Source organism: Nonomuraea sp. NPDC050783, assembly GCF_040802095.1.
In the GTDB taxonomy this organism is placed as follows: Bacteria; Actinomycetota; Actinomycetes; order Streptosporangiales; family Streptosporangiaceae; genus Nonomuraea.
In genome coordinates, this window is the sequence record NZ_JBFAHK010000005.1 from 128,932 (window position 1) to 145,598 (window position 16,667).

The 16,667-nt window shown below is 71.2% G+C and carries 18 protein-coding genes; 9 read left to right on the plus strand and 9 right to left on the minus strand.

The annotated features are described in order from the left end of the window. Nucleotides 1-48: 48 nt before the first annotated feature. The 3 genes from AB0H75_RS15255 to AB0H75_RS15265 form a co-directional block, all read right to left on the minus strand. Nucleotides 49-636 carry an ABATE domain-containing protein gene (locus AB0H75_RS15255; protein ID WP_367796299.1) on the minus strand — a complete coding sequence of 196 codons (588 nt, stop codon included), beginning with the start codon at nt 634-636 and terminating at the stop codon, nt 49-51. A gap of 91 nt (nt 637-727) precedes the next feature. Then, on the minus strand, nt 728-1,573 hold the full coding sequence (locus AB0H75_RS15260; protein WP_367796301.1) for an alpha/beta fold hydrolase: 846 nt from the start codon (nt 1,571-1,573) through the stop codon (nt 728-730). Between the two features lie 167 nt (nt 1,574-1,740). Next, the gene (locus tag AB0H75_RS15265) at nt 1,741-2,691 is read right to left on the minus strand and encodes a DUF5937 family protein (RefSeq protein ID WP_367796303.1); all 951 of its coding nucleotides are present in this window, start codon (nt 2,689-2,691) and stop codon (nt 1,741-1,743) included. 65 nt (nt 2,692-2,756) lie between these two features. On the opposite strand from AB0H75_RS15265, the gene AB0H75_RS15270 reads away from it, so the two are divergent. Further along, nucleotides 2,757-3,941 (plus strand): MFS transporter, encoded by a 1,185-nt coding sequence (locus AB0H75_RS15270; protein ID WP_367796305.1) that lies wholly within the window; start codon nt 2,757-2,759, stop codon nt 3,939-3,941. 76 nt (nt 3,942-4,017) lie between these two features. Here AB0H75_RS15270 and AB0H75_RS15275 read toward each other — a convergent pair whose 3' ends face one another. The 4 genes from AB0H75_RS15275 to AB0H75_RS15290 all read right to left on the minus strand — a co-directional run bounded on the left by AB0H75_RS15275 (nt 4,018) and on the right by AB0H75_RS15290 (nt 7,744). Beyond that, nucleotides 4,018-5,370 (minus strand): MFS transporter, encoded by a 1,353-nt coding sequence (locus AB0H75_RS15275; RefSeq protein ID WP_367796307.1) that lies wholly within the window; start codon nt 5,368-5,370, stop codon nt 4,018-4,020. Next, nucleotides 5,367-5,861: a cupin domain-containing protein gene (locus AB0H75_RS15280; protein WP_367796309.1), complete on the minus strand. Its 495-nt coding sequence runs from the start codon at nt 5,859-5,861 to the stop codon at nt 5,367-5,369. Before AB0H75_RS15280 ends, AB0H75_RS15275 begins: the two co-directional genes overlap by 4 nt. 216 nt (nt 5,862-6,077) lie before the next feature. After that, nucleotides 6,078-6,566 (minus strand): DUF5946 family protein, encoded by a 489-nt coding sequence (locus tag AB0H75_RS15285; protein WP_367796311.1) that lies wholly within the window; start codon nt 6,564-6,566, stop codon nt 6,078-6,080. Nucleotides 6,567-6,637: 71 nt separating this feature from the next. Then, nucleotides 6,638-7,744 carry an epoxide hydrolase family protein gene (locus AB0H75_RS15290; protein ID WP_367797127.1) on the minus strand — a complete coding sequence of 369 codons (1,107 nt, stop codon included), beginning with the start codon at nt 7,742-7,744 and terminating at the stop codon, nt 6,638-6,640. 419 nt (nt 7,745-8,163) lie between these two features. On the opposite strand from AB0H75_RS15290, the gene AB0H75_RS15295 reads away from it, so the two are divergent. The 3 genes from AB0H75_RS15295 (at nt 8,164) to AB0H75_RS15305 (ending at nt 10,374) form a co-directional block, all read left to right on the plus strand. Continuing rightward, entirely contained in the window at nt 8,164-8,754 is a 591-nt protein-coding gene (locus AB0H75_RS15295; RefSeq protein WP_367796313.1) for a TetR/AcrR family transcriptional regulator, read from the plus strand. Between the two features lie 135 nt (nt 8,755-8,889). Then, nucleotides 8,890-9,468: a TetR/AcrR family transcriptional regulator gene (locus AB0H75_RS15300; protein ID WP_367796315.1), complete on the plus strand. Its 579-nt coding sequence runs from the start codon at nt 8,890-8,892 to the stop codon at nt 9,466-9,468. A gap of 33 nt (nt 9,469-9,501) precedes the next feature. Next, on the plus strand, nt 9,502-10,374 hold the full coding sequence (locus tag AB0H75_RS15305) for an NAD(P)-dependent oxidoreductase (RefSeq protein ID WP_367796317.1): 873 nt from the start codon (nt 9,502-9,504) through the stop codon (nt 10,372-10,374). Between the two features lie 93 nt (nt 10,375-10,467). Here AB0H75_RS15305 and AB0H75_RS15310 read toward each other — a convergent pair whose 3' ends face one another. Continuing rightward, nucleotides 10,468-11,085: a TetR/AcrR family transcriptional regulator gene (locus AB0H75_RS15310; RefSeq protein ID WP_367796319.1), complete on the minus strand. Its 618-nt coding sequence runs from the start codon at nt 11,083-11,085 to the stop codon at nt 10,468-10,470. Between the two features lie 79 nt (nt 11,086-11,164). Between AB0H75_RS15310 and AB0H75_RS15315 the strand changes: the two genes are divergently transcribed. Both AB0H75_RS15315 and AB0H75_RS15320 read left to right on the plus strand, forming a co-directional pair. Beyond that, nucleotides 11,165-11,905: an SDR family oxidoreductase gene (locus tag AB0H75_RS15315; RefSeq protein WP_367796321.1), complete on the plus strand. Its 741-nt coding sequence runs from the start codon at nt 11,165-11,167 to the stop codon at nt 11,903-11,905. Nucleotides 11,906-11,986: 81 nt separating this feature from the next. Continuing rightward, complete coding sequence (locus tag AB0H75_RS15320; protein WP_367796323.1) at nt 11,987-12,874, plus strand: LysR family transcriptional regulator; 888 nt, start codon at nt 11,987-11,989, stop codon at nt 12,872-12,874. A gap of 78 nt (nt 12,875-12,952) precedes the next feature. On the opposite strand, the gene AB0H75_RS15325 is transcribed toward AB0H75_RS15320, so the two are convergent. Next, a complete protein-coding gene (locus AB0H75_RS15325) occupies nt 12,953-13,630 on the minus strand; it encodes a winged helix-turn-helix transcriptional regulator (protein WP_367796325.1) in 678 nt (225 codons plus the stop codon). A gap of 87 nt (nt 13,631-13,717) precedes the next feature. Between AB0H75_RS15325 and AB0H75_RS15330 the strand changes: the two genes are divergently transcribed. The 3 genes from AB0H75_RS15330 to AB0H75_RS15340 all read left to right on the plus strand — a co-directional run bounded on the left by AB0H75_RS15330 (nt 13,718) and on the right by AB0H75_RS15340 (nt 16,526). Continuing rightward, entirely contained in the window at nt 13,718-15,175 is a 1,458-nt protein-coding gene (locus AB0H75_RS15330) for an MFS transporter (protein WP_367796327.1), read from the plus strand. Nucleotides 15,176-15,576: 401 nt separating this feature from the next. Next, nucleotides 15,577-16,155 carry a DUF6230 family protein gene (locus tag AB0H75_RS15335; RefSeq protein ID WP_367796328.1) on the plus strand — a complete coding sequence of 193 codons (579 nt, stop codon included), beginning with the start codon at nt 15,577-15,579 and terminating at the stop codon, nt 16,153-16,155. Further along, nucleotides 16,146-16,526, plus strand: coding sequence for a DUF6114 domain-containing protein (locus AB0H75_RS15340; protein WP_367796330.1), 381 nt, complete (start codon nt 16,146-16,148; stop codon nt 16,524-16,526). The genes AB0H75_RS15335 and AB0H75_RS15340 overlap by 10 nt, the downstream gene beginning before the upstream one ends. The last annotated feature ends 141 nt before the right edge of the window (nt 16,527-16,667 follow it).

A 16,667-nucleotide genomic window follows, 5' to 3' on the forward strand; every position in this document is an offset into this window, starting at 1 on the left:
TGTGGATCACTGAGCCGGGGCTGTGGCGGATCGGCTGCGGGTCCGCGCTCACTGCCCGCCGTGCCGGAGTTGATGGGACCGCACCTTGGTCCGGTTGCCGCAGCGCGCCATGGAGCACCAGCGCCGGTTGTGGGCGGGGGAACGGTCGATGAAGCGCAGGGCGCAGCGGTCGGCGCCGCAGACGCGGACCCACTGGATCTCGTTCGAGAGCAGCAGCTCCACCGCGTCCTGGGCGACCAGGCCCAGTCCGGCCGCCGCGTCCTCCGCTCCGGGCTTCCCGTTGCCCGGCGCCAGGCGTCCGTCCACGATGGTGATCTGGGGTGCCGGGCGCGGGGCCGCCGTCGCGGCTTCGTTGATCAAGGACAGGTCCGCCGGGTCAGGCAGGTCGCCGCCCGCCGCCGCCATGACGGCGCGGTCGATCGCCTCGCGCAGTCGCCGCGCGGAGACCAGCGCGGCTTCCGGCCGGGCGGGTGTCCGGATCGAGTCGCCGGTCAGTCCAGCGGTACGCAACCAGCGCAGCACGTCGTCGGGCTCGCGGAGCGTCTCACGGGGCTCCTTCCAGCGATCGCGCAGGGTGTTGACGTAGTCGAGGCACACTCGGCCGCCGTACCAGAGCCATTCGTCCTGCACTGCCACACGTTCCTTTTACCCGCGGAGGTCACGGAGGTCTTCGCCGGCCGGCCGAGCCGGTGCTATCCCATGTCGTGGGGTCGTTTCCGCGCCGGGGTCACCGGTTCCGCCCCTCGGCGAGGAAGCCGCGAAGGTGGTCGAGGAGGGCGTCCGGCCGTTCCTCCGCGATGAAGTGCCCGCAATCGGGGATCTGGGCGCCGGTGACGTTCTCGGCGTACTCGCGCCAGATGTCCAGCGTGGGGAGGCGAGCGGGAAGCCCGACCGATCCCCACAGGGCCAGCACGGGCATGGTCAGTCTGCGTCCCATGGCCGCGTCGGCGTCGTCGAGCGCGAGGTCCTGTTCCTGGGCGCGGTAGTCGTCGAAGCCGGCCCGCAGGGCGCCGGGCCGGGAGAAGGCGCGGACGTAGGAGTCCACGGCGTCGGGGTCCAGCCCGTGGCGGTTGTAGGTCCAGCGTTCGAAGAAGTACTCCAGATATCCGCGGACGTCGTGGGCGACCAGGCGTTCCGGCAGGTCCGGCTGCAGGTGGAACAGCCAGTGCCAGTAGCCGGAGGCCACCGAGGCGTCCAGCCGGCGGAACATCTCCCGCGTCGGTACCACGTCGAGCACGGCCAGCCGCTCCACCTGCTCCGGGCGGTCCAGCGCCCAGCGGTGCGCGACGCGGGCGCCGCGGTCGTGCCCGACGACCGCGGCGCGCTCGAAGCCGAGCGCCCGCACGAGCTCGGCCATGTCGGCGGCCATCTGGCGCTTGTCGTAGCCGGTCGGCGGTTTGTCGCTGAGGCCGTATCCGCGCAGGTCAGGTGCGACGACCGTGTAGTCGGCGGCCAGCGGCTCCAGCACGTCCCGCCAGCACAGGCCGGTCTGTGGCCAGCCGTGGAGCAGGACCACCAGCGGGCCGGAACCCGCCCGTGTGTAGTGCACGCGGATCCCGTTCACGAAAGCCACGTCAGCCGTTGTCACGATGCCGCTCATGGGCTCCCCGTCCCCTCTTAACCCTCTAAGGGGGTTAAGTTAACGGGTGGCGGGGGTCCCGACAAGAGGGGGCCGCGATCTGTTCGCGATCTCCCGTCCGCGTCCGGGAAACAACCCGGAGCAGCGGCCCTGTCCCACGCTCACTGCTGCCGGCACAGCGCCTCACCGATGCCGGTCCGGGCGTACAGGACGAAGCGCCCCGTTCGGTGAGCGCTGACGAAACCGGCGTCACGCAGCACGGTGAGGTGCTGCGAGACGCCTCCCTTGGTGAGACCGAGGCGAGCGCTGAGGTCGGTGGTGGACGCGGGGACGGCGAGTTCGGTGAGGATCAGCGCACGGGTACGGCCGAGAACCGCGGCCAGCGCCTCCGGGACGGACACGGAAGGCCGCTCCCAGAGGGTGGCGATGCCCCGCGTCCCGTAGCGCAGAGTGGGCTGCCAGGGCGCGGTGGTGATCGACCAGACGTTCGGCCAGATGAAGGCCGAGGGCACCAGCAGGAGTCCGCGGCCTCTCAGCGCACGTAGCGCCGTGCAGTACCGATGCTGGACGCGTAGCGTGTCCTCGGACCATGCGACCGTCGGGTCGAGTCCGTTGAGGAGCCTGTGCGCGCCGCCGTCGGCCAGTTGCCTGGCCCGGTAGAGCAGGTCCCCTTCGAGCAGCGAGCGGATCTTCGGCCAGTACGGCGCCAGCGCCGCCTCCCAGAACGCGGCGATCTGACCGGCCAGCAGGGCCAGCCCGCGATCGGGGTCGTCGCCCAGCAGGGCGGTCGCGGCCGACGGGGGCAGCCAGTCCAGATCGGTGGCGAGGGTCTCGGGCGGGGTGGCACGCAGGGTGGCGAGTTCGAGATCGAGTTCCGGTACGGCGACCGCCGGGGGCGGCGCCAGGAAGGCGGGCAGCCCGCGCGGCGGGATGAGGGCGTCCAGCAGCTCCCAGCGAACCCCTCGCAGCCTGGGTCGTACCTCGTCGAGCCACGGCCGGTACAGGGGATGCGGCTGCTTGATCAGTCGTGCCGCCGCGACGGTCTCCCACAGAGGGGAGATCGCGAACCGGGTGTAGGCCACGTCTACCGCGGTGAACGACAGCTCCAGCACCCGTTGAGTTTAGCCACGGCTGAATTCGTGGCGCTCCTGAGCGCGCGTGGCGACTGTCGTGGGTCATGACGAAGGATTTCCGATGGCTGTACGGGGCGGACGCGGGGGCCAAGCTGGGGGTTTCCGTCAGCGCGCTGGCGATCCCGCTGACGGGTGTGGCCGTGCTGGACGCCTCACCGTTCGAGGCGGGCGTGCTCGGGATGCTGAGCACCTGTGCCTTCCTGCTCATCGGCCTGCCCGCGGGCGCGTGGGTGGACCGGCTGCGCAAGCGCCCCCTGATGATGGCCGCCGACCTGGTCCGCGCCGCATCGCTGGCCTCCGTGCCCGTGGCGCAGGCGTGCGGCGTGCTCACGCTCTGGCAGCTTTACGTCGTCGTGCTGGTCACCGGGATCGCCACGGTCTTCGGCGACGTGGCCGCCATGAGCTTCCTGCCCGCGCTCGTCGGCAGGGAGCGCCTCACCGGGGCCACCTCGGCGCTGGTCAGCCTCGACGGCGTCAACCAGGTCGCCGGCCGTGGCCTCGGGGGGTTCCTGGTCGCGGCGGTGACCGCGCCCATGGCGCTGGGCGTCACCGCCGCCACCTACCTGTGGTCGGCCTTCTGCCTGGCCCGGATCCGGTTCGCCGAGCCCGCTCCCTCCCGGGGGCCGCGCACCGCCCTGCGGCACGAGATCGGCGAGGGCCTGCGGCTGGTCTTCGGCCACCCGCACCTGCGCCTGATCGCGTCCGAGGGGGCATTGGGCAACTGCGCCTCCATGATGGTCCAGGTCATGCTGCCCATCGTGTTCGTGGCCCGGTTCGAGCGGCCGGAGTTCACGCTCGGGTTGTTCCTCGCGGCCGGCGGTGCCGGCTATCTGCTCGGCTCGGCCGTGGCACCGCGACTGAGCCGGTGGCTGGGCGAGCGCAGGGCCATCTGGTGGAGCGGCGCCGTCGCCCCTTGCGCGCTGCTGCTCCCCCTCGTGGACGAATCCGTCTGGGTGGCGGGCGCGGCATGGGCGCTCACCATGTCCAAGTCGGGCGCCGGCAACGTCCTCAAGGTCAGCTACCGTACCCGCGTCACCCCCGGGCATCTCCTCGGCCGGATGACCGCGACCATGCGCTTCCTGTTCACCGGCGCGCTCGCGATCGGGGCGGGTGCGGGTGGCGCGCTCGGCCAGTTCGCCGGGGTCGACGCCACCCTGTGGACCGCCGCCGCGATCCTGTCCTCCGCCTGGCTCCTCCTGCGTCCCATGCGCGGGCCCGGACCGCGCTGATCCGCGATCGACGGCCCTTTGCAGCGGTGTTCGAGGCAGTACCACCGGCCGGCTCCGGGCGGTTGGTCCCTGCTCGTCACCTCTCGCCCGCCGCCCGAGGCCGGGTGACGACGGCCACGACGGCGGCGGACAGGGGGAAGAGCGCGACGAGCGCCGGCGTGCGGGCCGTGCCGATCAGCGTCGCCGCCGCCCCGGTGACGGCCGCGCCCACCCCGCCGGCGACGAAGAACGTCAGGTTGAGCAGGCCCATCCCCGCGCCGCGCAGGTGAAGCGGCAGCCCTGCCGGCAGGGCTGCGATGATCACCACCTGGGCGACGGCGAACGCGGCGAGGCACAGCGAGGCCGCGAGCACCGCCGGCCAGGGACCACCCTGGCCCGTCGCGGTGACGATCAGGGCGACGGCCGCCGCCAGCGCGGTGGCGGCCAGCACCAGGCGGCCGTTGCGCGTGCCGAGCAGACCGGCTCGGCGCGACAGCACCGCGCCGACCGCGGCGCCGGGCAGCAACGCGGTACCGATGCCGAGGACGCTCCACCCGTACGAGCCGGCCAGGATCTGCGGGATCGCGTACATGGCGGCGAAGAGGCCGCCGAAGACCCCGGCGCCGATCGCGGACTCGATCCGATAGGCCGGCCGACCGACGACCGCGCGCGGGACGAAGCCGTCCGGCCGCCGGACCACCCGCCAGGCCAGCGCGCCGGCGGCCAGCACGAACCCCGCCGCGAGCGCCGCGACGACGGGCCCACCGAGATCGAGCGTCCTGGACTGGATGAGCACGAGCAGGGTGCTCACGCCCACGGTCAGCGCCGCGGCTCCGGTGAGGTCGATCGGGCGGCGCGACCCCGGCCGTACGGCCAGCCGGAGGCAGGAAGGGACGGCCAGTACGGACAGCGCCGGCAGCACCAGGGTGACCCGCCAGCTCACCCAGGTGGTCACCATGCCGCCGAGCAGCGTGGCGACGGACGCGAAGACCGCCATCACCATGCCGTACCCGGCGAGCACCCGCAGGCGTCGCCCGCCTTCCATGTTCGCCAGCAGGGCGGCGCTGACCGCTGTCGCGCCTCCGGAGCCGGCCGCCAGCAACAGCCGTCCGGCGACCAGGACTCCGAGGGAGGGCGCCACCACGCACACCAGCGCGCCGGCGGCGAGCATCAGCGACGCGATCAGCAGCGCGACGCGTACCCCCCGGGAGTCCGCCAGGCGTCCGAAGACGGCCGTGCCGACACCGAGCGCCAGCGCGTGCGCGGTGAGGACCCAGGCGACCTCCGCGGCCCCGGCCCGCAACGCGACGGCCACGTCGGGCAGCGCCACGGCGGCGGCCGTGACGCCGAACACCGACGGGCCGAACAGTCCGCCGAGCCGCACAGCCGTCGACAGCGGGCCGGGCCGCTCACCCGGCGTCACGGCTCCGGCGACAAGGGCGGCGGTCATCGGGCGGCCCGCATCGACAGCCAGCCGGCGGCGTCCACGAAGTGCACGTCGTAACGCTCCTGCTCGGGCAGGAGGTTGTCGAAGGGCTCCAGGCCGTGCTGCACGCGCGCCAACTGCCGGAAATATCCGAAACGATCGACGCCCGGGGTCAGCATGGCCAGCAGATCCGCCTCCGCGCCCGGCACCGCGCCGAACGCGTGCGGCACGCGTGGCGGCACGACGACCAGCCCGCCCTTGGAGACGGTCACCACCTCCTCCCCGAGGAGGAATTCCAGCTCACCGTCCAGGACGTAGAACACTTCCGTGGAGCGCGCGTGGTGATGCGGCTTGGCGCCGTCGCGTCCCCGCCCCAGCGTGAGCCGGTTGACGCCGAGCGTGCCGGCGGTGTCGCTCGCGTCGGCGAGCAAGGTGAACGCTCCGCCCGCAGGCAGGCCGACGACCTCCGCGTCCTCCGCGGCGACGACCAGGGACTGCGATGGGGTGACAGTCATCGATCAGCTCCTTCCAGGATCGGCATCCATTGCAGTCCCGGGGAGCGGCCGCCGGCCAGAACCGGTTGTCACCCGCATTCATCACCGATCGAGATGAATCGGGGGCGATGGACGGGAGCGCGGCAGTCGCCGGCATGGGGACGGCCACCGTCCCGCCGGAGGGCGGTGACGGCCGTCACCGGGATGAGGCCGGTCCCGATGCGCCGCCCTTGAGCATCAGCTCCGGACAGCTCTCCAGGACTCCACGGTCGCCTCGGCGATGGCCTCGATCGCGTGTCCGTAGGCCGGATGACCATCGGCCACGAAGCTGCCGTCCCTGAACGGCAACCCGCAGAACGTGGCGCGGAAGTGCCGGGGAGGTCCGCCCTGCGGGAGTGGTTCGTAGGTGGCCAGGGGCGCCATGTCGTAGCTCGACCGCACCCCATGCTTGTTCCGCGCCACCTGATGAGCCGCTACGCGAAGCAGCGCGTCAAGACCCTTGTCCAGGTACAACTGCAACTGGCGGAACTGGCCGTCAAGGTACCTCTCGTCAGCCCTGGAAGGATGCTGCAGGAGATACGCACAGACCACAGGCGCGTGCCACCTGTACATCTGAGGATCGGTCTGCTCCTCAGAGAGGACCGCGTGGTAATAGTCCACGCATGCACCCAGGGGGCCGGCGATCGCACCGCAGTCACACTGATTCACAACGGGGTCATCTGCCATGATCTTTACCTTAGGTGAGCCGAAGTTGCCGCGTTCCCAGTGACGTCGCTCCAGTTCGGCGGGCCAGCTCGCTAGCGGGCGGTGGCCCTGTGATCGTCCTTGAGGCATGTGAGAAAGAAGTCCCGGACATCCTCGGAGAGCAGCTCCGGGACTTCCATCGCGGCGAAGTGGCCGCCGCGCTCGAACTCCGACCAGTGCCTGATGTCGTACAGCCGCTCGGCCAGCGGTCGCACCGGCTGCGTGATGTCGTGCGGGAACACCGCCACGCCGACCGGCACCGGGCACGGCTCGGTCCGCCGCGGGGCGTCGTGGTGCAGCCGCGCCGAGGAGGCCGCGGTGGCGGTCAGCCAGTACAGCGAGATGTTGGTGAGCATCCGCTCGTCACTGATGGGCCAGCGCGGATCGGTCCACTGAGCGAAGCGCTCGGCGATCCAGACCAACTGGCCGACCGGTGAGTCGGTCAGCGCGTAGCCGATGGTCTGGGGGGTGAGGGCCTGCAGAGCCTGGAACGGCGGCCGGTTCGCGATCAGCTGTCTGACCTTCTCCAGCCGGGCCTCGTCCGTCGCGGACAGCTCGATGTCGGCGTCCGGGATCGGCCGGGTCGGCAGGAAGTTGACGTGCACCCCGACGACCCGCTCGGGCGCGACCGCGCCGAGCGCCATTGAGATGCCCGAGCCGAAGTCGCCGCCCTGCGCGCCGTAGCGGTCGTACCCCAGCCGGCGCATCAGCTCGGCCCAGGCCCGGGCGATCCGGACGACGTCCCAGCCGCGCTCGTGCGTCGGCCCGGAGAAGCCGTACCCAGGGATGGACGGGATCACCACGTGGAAGTCGCGCGACAGCGGCTCGATCACGTCGAGGAATTCCAGGAACGAGCCGGGCCAGCCGTGGGTGAGGATCAGCGGGAGCGCGTCCGGTTTCGCGGACCGCACATGGACGAAGTGGATGTTCTGGCCCTCGATCTCGGTCGTGAAGTGCGGGAGCTCGTTGAGCTTGGCCTCGTGCTCACGCCAGTCGTAGCCGGTGCGCCAGTGTTCGGCGAGTTCCTTGAGCCGCGACAGCGGGAAGCCGTAATCCCACCCGGCGTCGGCGACCTCGTTGGGCCAGCGGGTGCGGGAGAGCCGGTCGGTCAGATCGTCGAGGTCTGCCTGGGGCACGTGGATACGGAACGGCTTAATCATGATCTTAACTCCAACCATGTCAGTCATGTGTCTTCAGAAGGACGTCGCTTGGTTGCCCGTCCCGGTCGTCGGCAGGACGCGTACAAGACCTCACGGGTTACCGGCAGCGGCCCGAAGCCCTGGGCGCCCGGCTGACCGGACTGGCCGCACCCGATCGCGCGACGAGGCGGCGTTGCCGTACTCGCCGGCCACCAGGTTCGCCGTACTCAACTCGGTGATTCCGTCTCTTCCAGCTCCCTGACCAGGATGGCGTTGAGCGCTTTCTCGGTCTGGCCGATGACTTGGACGCCGAATTGGGGCATCGATCATCCTCCGCGATCACAGATGGGGAAACGACACGTTGCGTGTCTCTCCGGGAGAGTAGACCCTGGCCGCCTTCAAAGCAACACGCTACGTTCCGTTTCCTTTAAACTGCATCCATGACCAAGCCGCCGAATCCCCAGCGCCGCAGCGAGAAAAGCCGCCGTGCCACCCTGGACGCCGCGCTCGAGCTCTGCGTCGAGCAGGGATATGCGAACGTGACGATCGAAGGCATCGCCGCCCGAGCGGGCGTGAGCAAGAAAACGATCTATCGCTGGTGGCCGTCCAAGGGCGCGGTCATCCTGGAAGCCGCCCAGGACGCCTCGGCCGGCGAGACCGCCTTTCCTGACACCGGCGACCTGGCCGCCGATCTGCTCAGCCAGCTGATCAGCATCCTGGACCAGATCACGGCGCCGCGGACCCGCTCGATCTTCGTCGGCGTCTACACCGAGTCGCTCCAGGATCCGGCCCTGGCCGAGCAGATGCACCAGGCGTGGATCAGCCCACGAATTCACCAGTTCAAGGAACGGCTGCGCAAGGCCGTCGAGCAGGGCCAACTGTCCCCCGACGCCGATCCCGAGGTGATCATGGACCAGTTGTACGGGGTGATCTTCCATCGTTTCGTCGTCCACATGCCCCTTCCGGACGAGGCATACCTGCGCAAGATGATCAGCATCAGCCTGTCGGCCGCGCGCTCACCCGGCACATGAGGCCGGCCACCGGGGCGGAAGAAATCGGTTGCGCGGCCCGCACGCGCTCCGCCTCTCGGCGGCTCTCCGTACGAGGTATGTGCAGGCAGGCGAATATATTTTAACGATCGTTCCAGAACGTGCTAGGGTCGGCGCATGCCCAGATCCAAAGGCTTCGATCCCGATCGGGTTCTCGACGCCGCCATGGAAGCGTTCTGGACCAAGGGATACACCGCGACCTCCGCCCAGGACCTGGTCGAGCACACCGGGCTCGGGCGAGGCAGCCTCTACAACGCCTTCGCCGACAAGCACGCGTTGTTCCTGGAGGTGCTGCGCCGCTACGACGAGGAATGGACGACGCGGCAGGTCGCCGTGCTGGAGGGCGACGGCCCGATCCGCGAGCGCGTCCGGCGGGTCCTGATGACCGTCGTCGAGGAGGAGGCGCGTGACGATTCCGCGCGCCGTGGCTGCCTCGCCGTCAACACCGCCCTGGAGCTGGCCGGCCGCGACCCCGCCGCGACCGCCGCCGTCCGCCGCGTCTTCGGCCGGATGGAGGACGCCTTCACCCGGGCCGTCGAGCGAGCCCAGCGCGACGGCGAGATCGCCCCCGGCCGTCCGGCGGAAAGCCTTGGGCGCTACCTGCTCAACGCCATGTACGGGCTGCGCGTGCTGGGCAAGAGCGCGGACGCCCCGGCGATGACCGACATCGTCGAGACCACCCTGCGCATCCTGTGAGAACGCTCGTCTTCACCCTTGAGGAGGCCCCCTTTGACATCGACCGATCGCAGGACCCTCGCCGTGCTCGGCACCGGGATCATTGGCGCACCGGTGGCGAGGAACCTGAGCAGGCACTTCACCGTGAACGTGTGGAACCGCACGCGGGCGAAGGCCGAGCCCCTCGCCGCCGAGGGGGTCAAGGTGTTCGACACCCCGGCCGCCGCGGTGAGCGGCGCCGATCTCGTGGTGACCGTCCTGACGGACGGGCCCGCCGTGCTGGAGGTGATGGAGGCAGCCGCGCCGGGGCTCGCGAAGGGCATGATCTGGGCCCAGCTCAGCACGGTCGGGGTGGGCCCGGCCGAGGAGCTGGCCGCCTTCGCCCGGCAGCACGGCTTGGTCTTCTACGACGCCCCCGTCCAGGGCACGAAGCAGCCTGCCGAGGACGGCCGGCTGGTGATCCTCGCAGCCGGTCCGGAGAGCGGGCGGCAGGACGTGCAGGCCGTTTTCGACGTCATCGGCGGCAGGACCGTCTGGATCTCCACGGAGCCCACCGCGGCCAGTCGCCTCAAGCTGGCGCTGAACAGCCTCGTCTTCGCGATCACCCACGGGACGGCCGAGAGCCTGGCGCTCGCCGGGGCTCTGGGCGTGGACCCGCGCCTGGTCCTTGACGTGGTGACGGGTGGCCCGCTGGACAGCGCGTTCTTCCGGAGCAAGGCCTCCGCGATCCTCTCGGGGGAGTACGCCCCGTCCTTCTCGGTGAACAACTCGATCAAGGACTCCCGCCTGCTGGCCGAGGCGGCCGCGCAGGCGGGCGTCGAGGTCGACGTCACCGTGGCCGGGTTGCGGCGCTTCGAGCGGGCCGCTCGTTCCGGACACGGGGACAAGGACATGGCCGCCTCCTACCTGGCGTCCGGCCTTTCCTGAGCCGGCGACCCTCCTGAGCCGGCACCCCTCCTGAGCCGGCACCCCTCCTGAGCCGCCACAGCCCTGACCGCCACGGCCCTGGCCGCCGCCCTGCTACGACCTCGGCCCGGGCCAGGCGGCGAGGGCCAGCTCCGCGACCGATCCGAGCTCGGTGGCGCCGGCCCCGTCCCTGGCCCGCTCGGACATGCCGCGCAGCACGGCCGCGAAGTAGGCGGCCAGCGCCCGCGGGTCGGAGCCGGGCGGAAGCTCCCCGTTCTTCCGCGCGGCCTCCAGCCGCTCCACGAAGATCGCGAACCCCGTCTCGCGGATCTCCCTGAGGTGGGCGGCCACGTCGGTGTCCTGGACGGTCACATTGGCCGCCGCGGACATCACCAGGCAACCGGCCGGATGGGCCGGGTCGGGGTAGATCTCGGCCGCTTCCCGGAGTATCCGGGAGAACGCCCCGTACGCGGTGGGCTCCTCCTCCAGCGCCCGGCCCATGAACCCGCCCACCGGCGTCCGCCCGTAGGCGGCCACGACCTCCTTGAACAGCGCTTTCTTGTCGCCGAACGTCGCGTACAGGCTGCCCGGCCGGATGCCCATCACCTCGGTCAGCTCGCCGACCGAGGTGGCCTCGTAACCGCGTTCCCAGAACAGCCGCGCGGCCCGCTCCACCACCGCGTCCCGGTCGAACGCGCGCGGCCGTCCTCGCCGTGTCCCCGTCTCGCTCACGACCACATTCTAGAGCGTTCACTCAAAAAGTTGTGCTAACCTCCTTTCTTGAGCAATCGTTCAAAAAAGGAGTCGGATCATGGGCACGCTCACCGGCAAGATCGCGCTGGTCACCGGCGGAAGCCGCGGCATCGGCCGCGCGATCGCCGAACGTCTCGGCCGCGACGGCGCGACCGTCGCGGTGGCTTACGGCCGCGACGAGGAGGCGGCCAAGGAGGTCGTCGCGCGCATCGGAGGCGACGCCTTCGCCGTCCGCGCCGAGCTGGGCCGCCACGGAGACGCCGCCGAGCTGTGGACGGCCTTCGACGCGCACGCCGACCACGTGGACATCATCGTGAACAACGCCGGCATCGGCGCCCCCGGTGACATCGCGACCGTCACCGAGGACACGTTCGACCGGGTCTTCGCGGTGAACGTGCGCGCGCCGTTCTTCATCGTCCAGGAAGGGCTGAAGCGGCTGCGCGACCACGGCCGGATCATCAACATCTCCAGCGGCGCGGCCCGCCTGTCCATGCCCGACGCGATCGCCTACGGCTCCACCAAGGGCGCGCTCGACACCTTCACCCTCAACCTGGCCAAGGCTCTCGGCCCGCGCGGCATCACCGCCAACTCCGTCGCGCCCGGCATCGTCGACACCGACATCAACGCGAGCTGGCTGCGCGGCGACGCCGGCGCCCGCGCCCACGCGGCGTCCCTCGCCGCGCTCGGCAGGGTCGGCGAGCCGGAGGACATCGCCGGCATCGTCGCCTTCCTGGCCTCGGACGACGCCCGCTGGGTGACCGGCCGCGTCATCGACGCGACCGGCGGCGCGGGGCTCTGACCCGCCGCCCGGGAACAAGCCGCGAATCGGAAGCGGTTGTGACCGGCAACCGTCGCCGATCGGGATGAATCGAGGTATCGGGTGGAGCTGCGGCAGCTCGCGTACTTCGTGGCGGTCGCCGAGGAGGGCGGCTTCGGCCGCGCGGCCGAGCGGCTCAGCATCGTGCAGTCCGCGGTGAGCCGGCAGATCCGCCGGCTCGAACGCGAGCTCGGCGTGCCGCTGTTCGAGCGTTCGACCCGCCGCGTGCGGCTGTCCGGCGCGGGAGAACGCCTGCTGCCCGAGGCGCGCGCCGTCCTGGACGCCGCGCACCGCGCCAGGCAGGTCGCCGCCGACATCCGCGCGGGCGCGGACGGCGTTCTGCGTCTCGGCATCGTGCAAGGACCGGGTAACCGGATCTACCACGTCGTCAACGAGCTGGCCGCCCTCGCACCGCGCCTCCAGGTCCGGCCGCGGCGCCTTCCCCTGCCCGACCGCCTTTCCGCCGTACGCTCCGGCGAGCTGGACGCGGCACTGGTGCGCGCGCTCTCCCACGCGCCGGGCCTGGAGCTCCTCCCGATCTGGACGGACCCCCTGTACGTGGCCCTGCCCGCCGGCCACCCCCTGGCCCGCTCCGCCGAGCTCAAGCTCGAAGACCTGGCCGACCTGCCCGTCCGGCTGGCCGCGCGCGAGGACAACCCGCCCTTCCACGACCTGGTCACCGACGCCTTCCGGGCCGCGGGGATCGCCCCGCCGCCCGGGCCGCCGTTCACCACGTTCCAGGAGACCCTCGCGGACATCGGTGTCGGCGCGCCGTCCTGGACGATCTTCTACGAGGTCACCGGCCTGCCGGAGATACCCAGGGTCGCCATCCGCCCGCTCGCCGAGCCCACGCTGACCACGTCGCTGGCCGTCCTCCCGGGCCCGCCCACCCCCGCCGTTCGCCACCTCCTGGAGACGCTGTACCGCGAGCACGGCCCTGGACGACCGTGAAGGCGAGGCTTCCCTCAGGCTCGGGCGAGCGGCCGGCGGCGTACGACCCCCGGGACGGCCGGCTCCGTCCGCGCCGGGTCACACCGCCTCGGCGGCGGGAACGGGGGTGACGGCGAAGACCTTGACGAAGGTGTCGAGTCGTCCAGCGTCGCCGATGAGGTGGATGGCTCCTTCCGCCACCGCCTCGTCCGGGCTGGTCTCGCCGCTCAGCAGGGGCTTCATGACGGCGACCTTTTTGATGTCCATGACCAGACCGGGCCGCGGGAGTGGCCCCTCGCCCAGGGTGAGCGCCCCGTCGTCGACGATGGCGTGGACGACGACGTCCTCGATCCGGAGCTCCCATCCGTCGTGCACGCCGCGGGCGGCCTCGGGGTTGAAGCAGGTACGCAGCGCCAGGAGCTCTCCGTCGGTGGTGACGATGTCGTCAGGGCCGGGATCTCCGAGCGATCGGGCTCCCCAGCGGCCCAGGCGGATGACGATGTCCTCCAGGCCGCGGCCGTACTCGGTCAGCTCGTAGACGACCGAGGCCGCCGGACGCGGCAGGGTGCGGCGCAGGACGATGCCGGCCTCTTCGAGCTCCTTGAGCCGGGCGGACAACACGTTGGTGGGAATGCGCGGCAGCCCCTGGCGCAGGTCGGTGAAGCGCTTGGGGCCCCTGATGAGGTCGCGCACGATCAGCAGCGCCCAACGCTCGCCGACGAGCTCCAGCGCATGGGTCAGGCCGCAGTACTGGCCGTAGCTCCGCCTTCTCGCCATACGGACATCTTACCCCTGCCCACTTGACACAAGAGAGCGTGCTTGTCTAAAAAAAGTACTCACTTCGTATTAACAACTGGAGCTGACATGTCTCCCCCTCTCCCCGACGGCCGCCGCTGGTACGCGCTGGCCATGCTCTGTACGGCGGCGTTCATGGTGATCCTGGACGGCACCATCGTGTTCGTCGCGATGCCGGCCATCTCCGCCGACCTCGGCCTCGACGGCGACAGCGGGCAATGGGTCATGACCGGCTACGGCCTGGTGTTCGGCGGCCTGCTCCTGCTGTGCGGCAGGGTGGGCGACCTTCTGGGCCGGCGGCGGGTCTTCATGGTCGGGGCCGCGCTGTTCGCCGTTTCCTCGCTGGGGTGCGGTCTGGCCTGGAGACCCGAGGTCCTCATCGCGGCACGGGCGATCCAGGGCCTTTCCGCCGCGATCATGAGCCCTACGGCGCTCTCCCTGGTGATGACCTCGTTCAGCGAGGGCGCCGAGCGCAACAAGGCCCTGGCGATCTGGGGTGCGGTCGGCGGCCTCGGCGGCACCGCGGGCTCGCTCGTCGGCGGGCCGCTCACGAACGGGCTGGGCTGGAAATGGATTTTCTTCATCAATGTTCCGGTCGGCCTCGCGCTCGTGGTGCTGAGCCCGCTCCTCCTGCACCGGGACGAGGCGAACGCCGGCCGGCGCACGTTCGACATCGGCGGAGCGGTGACGATCACGGCCGCGCTCGTCCTCGCCGTCTACGTGATCGTCGAGGTGCCGGAGAACGGCCTGGGCGGCGCGGGCACGCTGGGCCCGCTGGCCGCCGCGCTCGTCCTCGCCATCCTGTTCTTGGTGATCGAGTCGCGATCGCGCGCGCCGCTGGTGCCGCTGCGCCTGTTCCGCACGCGGGTCCTCCTCGGCGGCAATCTCACCCTGCTGGTCATCGCCATGAGCGTGTACGGCATGTCGTTCACCCTGACCGCCTACGCCCAGCAGGTCCTCGGCTACAACGCGATCCAGTACGGGCTCATGACGGCGGTCATGGCCATCGTGGCCGCAGCGGCATCATTCATCGCCGAAGCCGTGGCCAATCGCCAGGGGCCTCGCCCGATCGCGGCGATCAGCCTGGGCCTCGCCGCGGTCGGCCTGCTGCTCCTGGCGCGGGTCTCCTACCCGGGCACCTACGTCGACGATATCTTCTGGGGCTTGCTGATCTTCGCTCCTGGTCTCGGCGCCGGCTTCGTCGCCGGCACCATCGCGTCGCTGACCAGCGTCGGCGAAGACGACGCCGGGGTGGCCGCGGGCCTCAGCAACACCGCCTGGCAGGTCGGCGGAGCCTTGGGCATCTCCGTCATGACCTCGGTGGCGCTCGCCCGCGTCGGCGACGCGGGCTCGGCCGGACCGACCGCGGCCGTGCTGACCGCGGCCTACCGGTCCGCCTTCGCCACCGGCGCCGTCCTCGCCGTACTGGGCCTGGTAGCCGCCCTCATCCTGCTGCGGCAGCCCCGGCGGGACACGACCGGCCACCCCGACGCCATGCCCGACGCCAGCCCGTCCCGTTCCTCCTGAGACGCGAGGTATCACCATGACCACGCCTCCGGCTCCCGCAGCCGTCGCCCGCGGGTGCGTGTCGAGGGTGCCGAAGGCGTACCGGAGTCGATGGGCGGTTCGCACGTGCCGTCCTCGGCGACGACGAGCAGGCGCCGGCCATGCACGAGAGGGAGACCGCGCTCCTCGGAACCCGGCGTGCGGCCGATCACCTCACCGTCCGCGACGGCAAGATCGTCTCGGACACCGACGCACAAGGCGAGGGAAGCCGGCCGGCCAAGCGAAGTCGAAGCGGGAATCACGGGGGATGCCGTCCGCCCGCGGATCCCTGCGGCCCGCCCGCCCGTTCCCCTACCTTGGTAGCACTATTGCCGTTACTTTGCGTTATGGTTGGGCCACGGAGCGAAGGTGGCGTGGGTCGCATGAGGTGGAAGCGGTTCTGGTCGGTGCTGGCGCCCTCGCTCGCCGCGCTGGCCGTCCTGGCGGTCGGGATGGCGCAGGGCGCGGTGCCGGCTTCGTTCGCGGTGTCCGGGCGGCGGATGAAGGTGTCGGCCGCCAAGCTGTCGGGGCGGGGTGTCGGGATGGTTCCCGGCGTCGTGCGGTCGGTGGACGGGCGCCGGCACGTGGTGGTGCGGCTGTCCTTGCGCACCGCGCAGGTGTACGGGTTGTGCCAGTCGGCCGAGGTGGACACCCCGATGGGGCCGTTCACGGTGCGGCTCGGCACGCGGGATCGCGAGAAGCCGTCACGGATCAGCGAGCTGGACATCTCGGCCACCTCCTTGAGCGCCGACGTGGACCTCGGCTCGGTCGTCCTCAATCGTGACGCCGGAACGCCGGGCGCCGGAAACGTCCAGAAAGGCAGGCGGGGCGACTACGGCGTGGACGTGCTGACGTTCTCCGCGCGGGACGTCACCGCGGACGCCTGGATGGTGATGGGAGGGTCGTTCCTGGTGGACGGTTTGAGCGTGACGATCGGCCAGGACGTCCGGCCGTGTTTCTGAGCGCTGGGCGGCTGCTGACCGGGGCATGCGGCGCGGCGGCGGCCTGGACGGGGCGGCGGCCGTTCTGGGCCGGGTGCCTGCTGGTCGCCTCCGGAGCCGAGATCGCGTTGGTGCCGGTGATCGGCACGGGGGTGGTCGTCCACACCGGCACGGGCGGTTACGCAGGTTTCTTGCTGGGGTTCTTCCTCGCCGCCTTGGGCGCGGGGTTGTGGTTCGTGCCCGAGCAGCGCTTCGTCCTCGCGGTGCTGGCCGTCACGGCGGCGCTCTCGGCGTTCGTGCTGTCGAACCTGGGCGGCTTCCTGGTGGGCTCGCTTCTGGCCATCGGGGGCGCGTCGCTGGGATGCGCGTGGATGCCGCGAGGGCCCCGGTAGGAGGGCGGCCCGAGGCCGGGTCCGCGGCGTCCGCTTCCGTGCTGTCCGTTTCCGTGCTGTCCGTTTCCGTGCTTGTCTCACCTCTCCCACCAGGCCGCCTTACCTCGGGAGGAGGCTTCCTTTCCACCCGTGGTAGCCCAT

Excerpts from the sequence above, each read along its gene's own strand:
- AB0H75_RS15325 (WP_367796325.1), bottom strand. The coding sequence starts at position 13,630 with ATGGCGAGAAGGCGGAGCTACGGCCAGTACTGCGGCCTGACCCATGCG.
- AB0H75_RS15335 (WP_367796328.1), top strand. The coding sequence starts at position 15,577 with ATGAGGTGGAAGCGGTTCTGGTCGGTGCTGGCGCCCTCGCTCGCCGCG.
- AB0H75_RS15315 (WP_367796321.1), top strand. The coding sequence starts at position 11,165 with ATGGGCACGCTCACCGGCAAGATCGCGCTGGTCACCGGCGGAAGCCGC.
- AB0H75_RS15330 (WP_367796327.1), top strand. The coding sequence starts at position 13,718 with ATGTCTCCCCCTCTCCCCGACGGCCGCCGCTGGTACGCGCTGGCCATG.
- AB0H75_RS15275 (WP_367796307.1), bottom strand. The coding sequence starts at position 5,370 with ATGACCGCCGCCCTTGTCGCCGGAGCCGTGACGCCGGGTGAGCGGCCC.
- AB0H75_RS15280 (WP_367796309.1), bottom strand. The coding sequence starts at position 5,861 with ATGACTGTCACCCCATCGCAGTCCCTGGTCGTCGCCGCGGAGGACGCG.
- AB0H75_RS15285 (WP_367796311.1), bottom strand. The coding sequence starts at position 6,566 with ATGGCAGATGACCCCGTTGTGAATCAGTGTGACTGCGGTGCGATCGCC.
- AB0H75_RS15290 (WP_367797127.1), bottom strand. The coding sequence starts at position 7,744 with ATGATTAAGCCGTTCCGTATCCACGTGCCCCAGGCAGACCTCGACGAT.
- AB0H75_RS15295 (WP_367796313.1), top strand. The coding sequence starts at position 8,164 with ATGACCAAGCCGCCGAATCCCCAGCGCCGCAGCGAGAAAAGCCGCCGT.
- AB0H75_RS15270 (WP_367796305.1), top strand. The coding sequence starts at position 2,757 with ATGACGAAGGATTTCCGATGGCTGTACGGGGCGGACGCGGGGGCCAAG.
- AB0H75_RS15300 (WP_367796315.1), top strand. The coding sequence starts at position 8,890 with ATGCCCAGATCCAAAGGCTTCGATCCCGATCGGGTTCTCGACGCCGCC.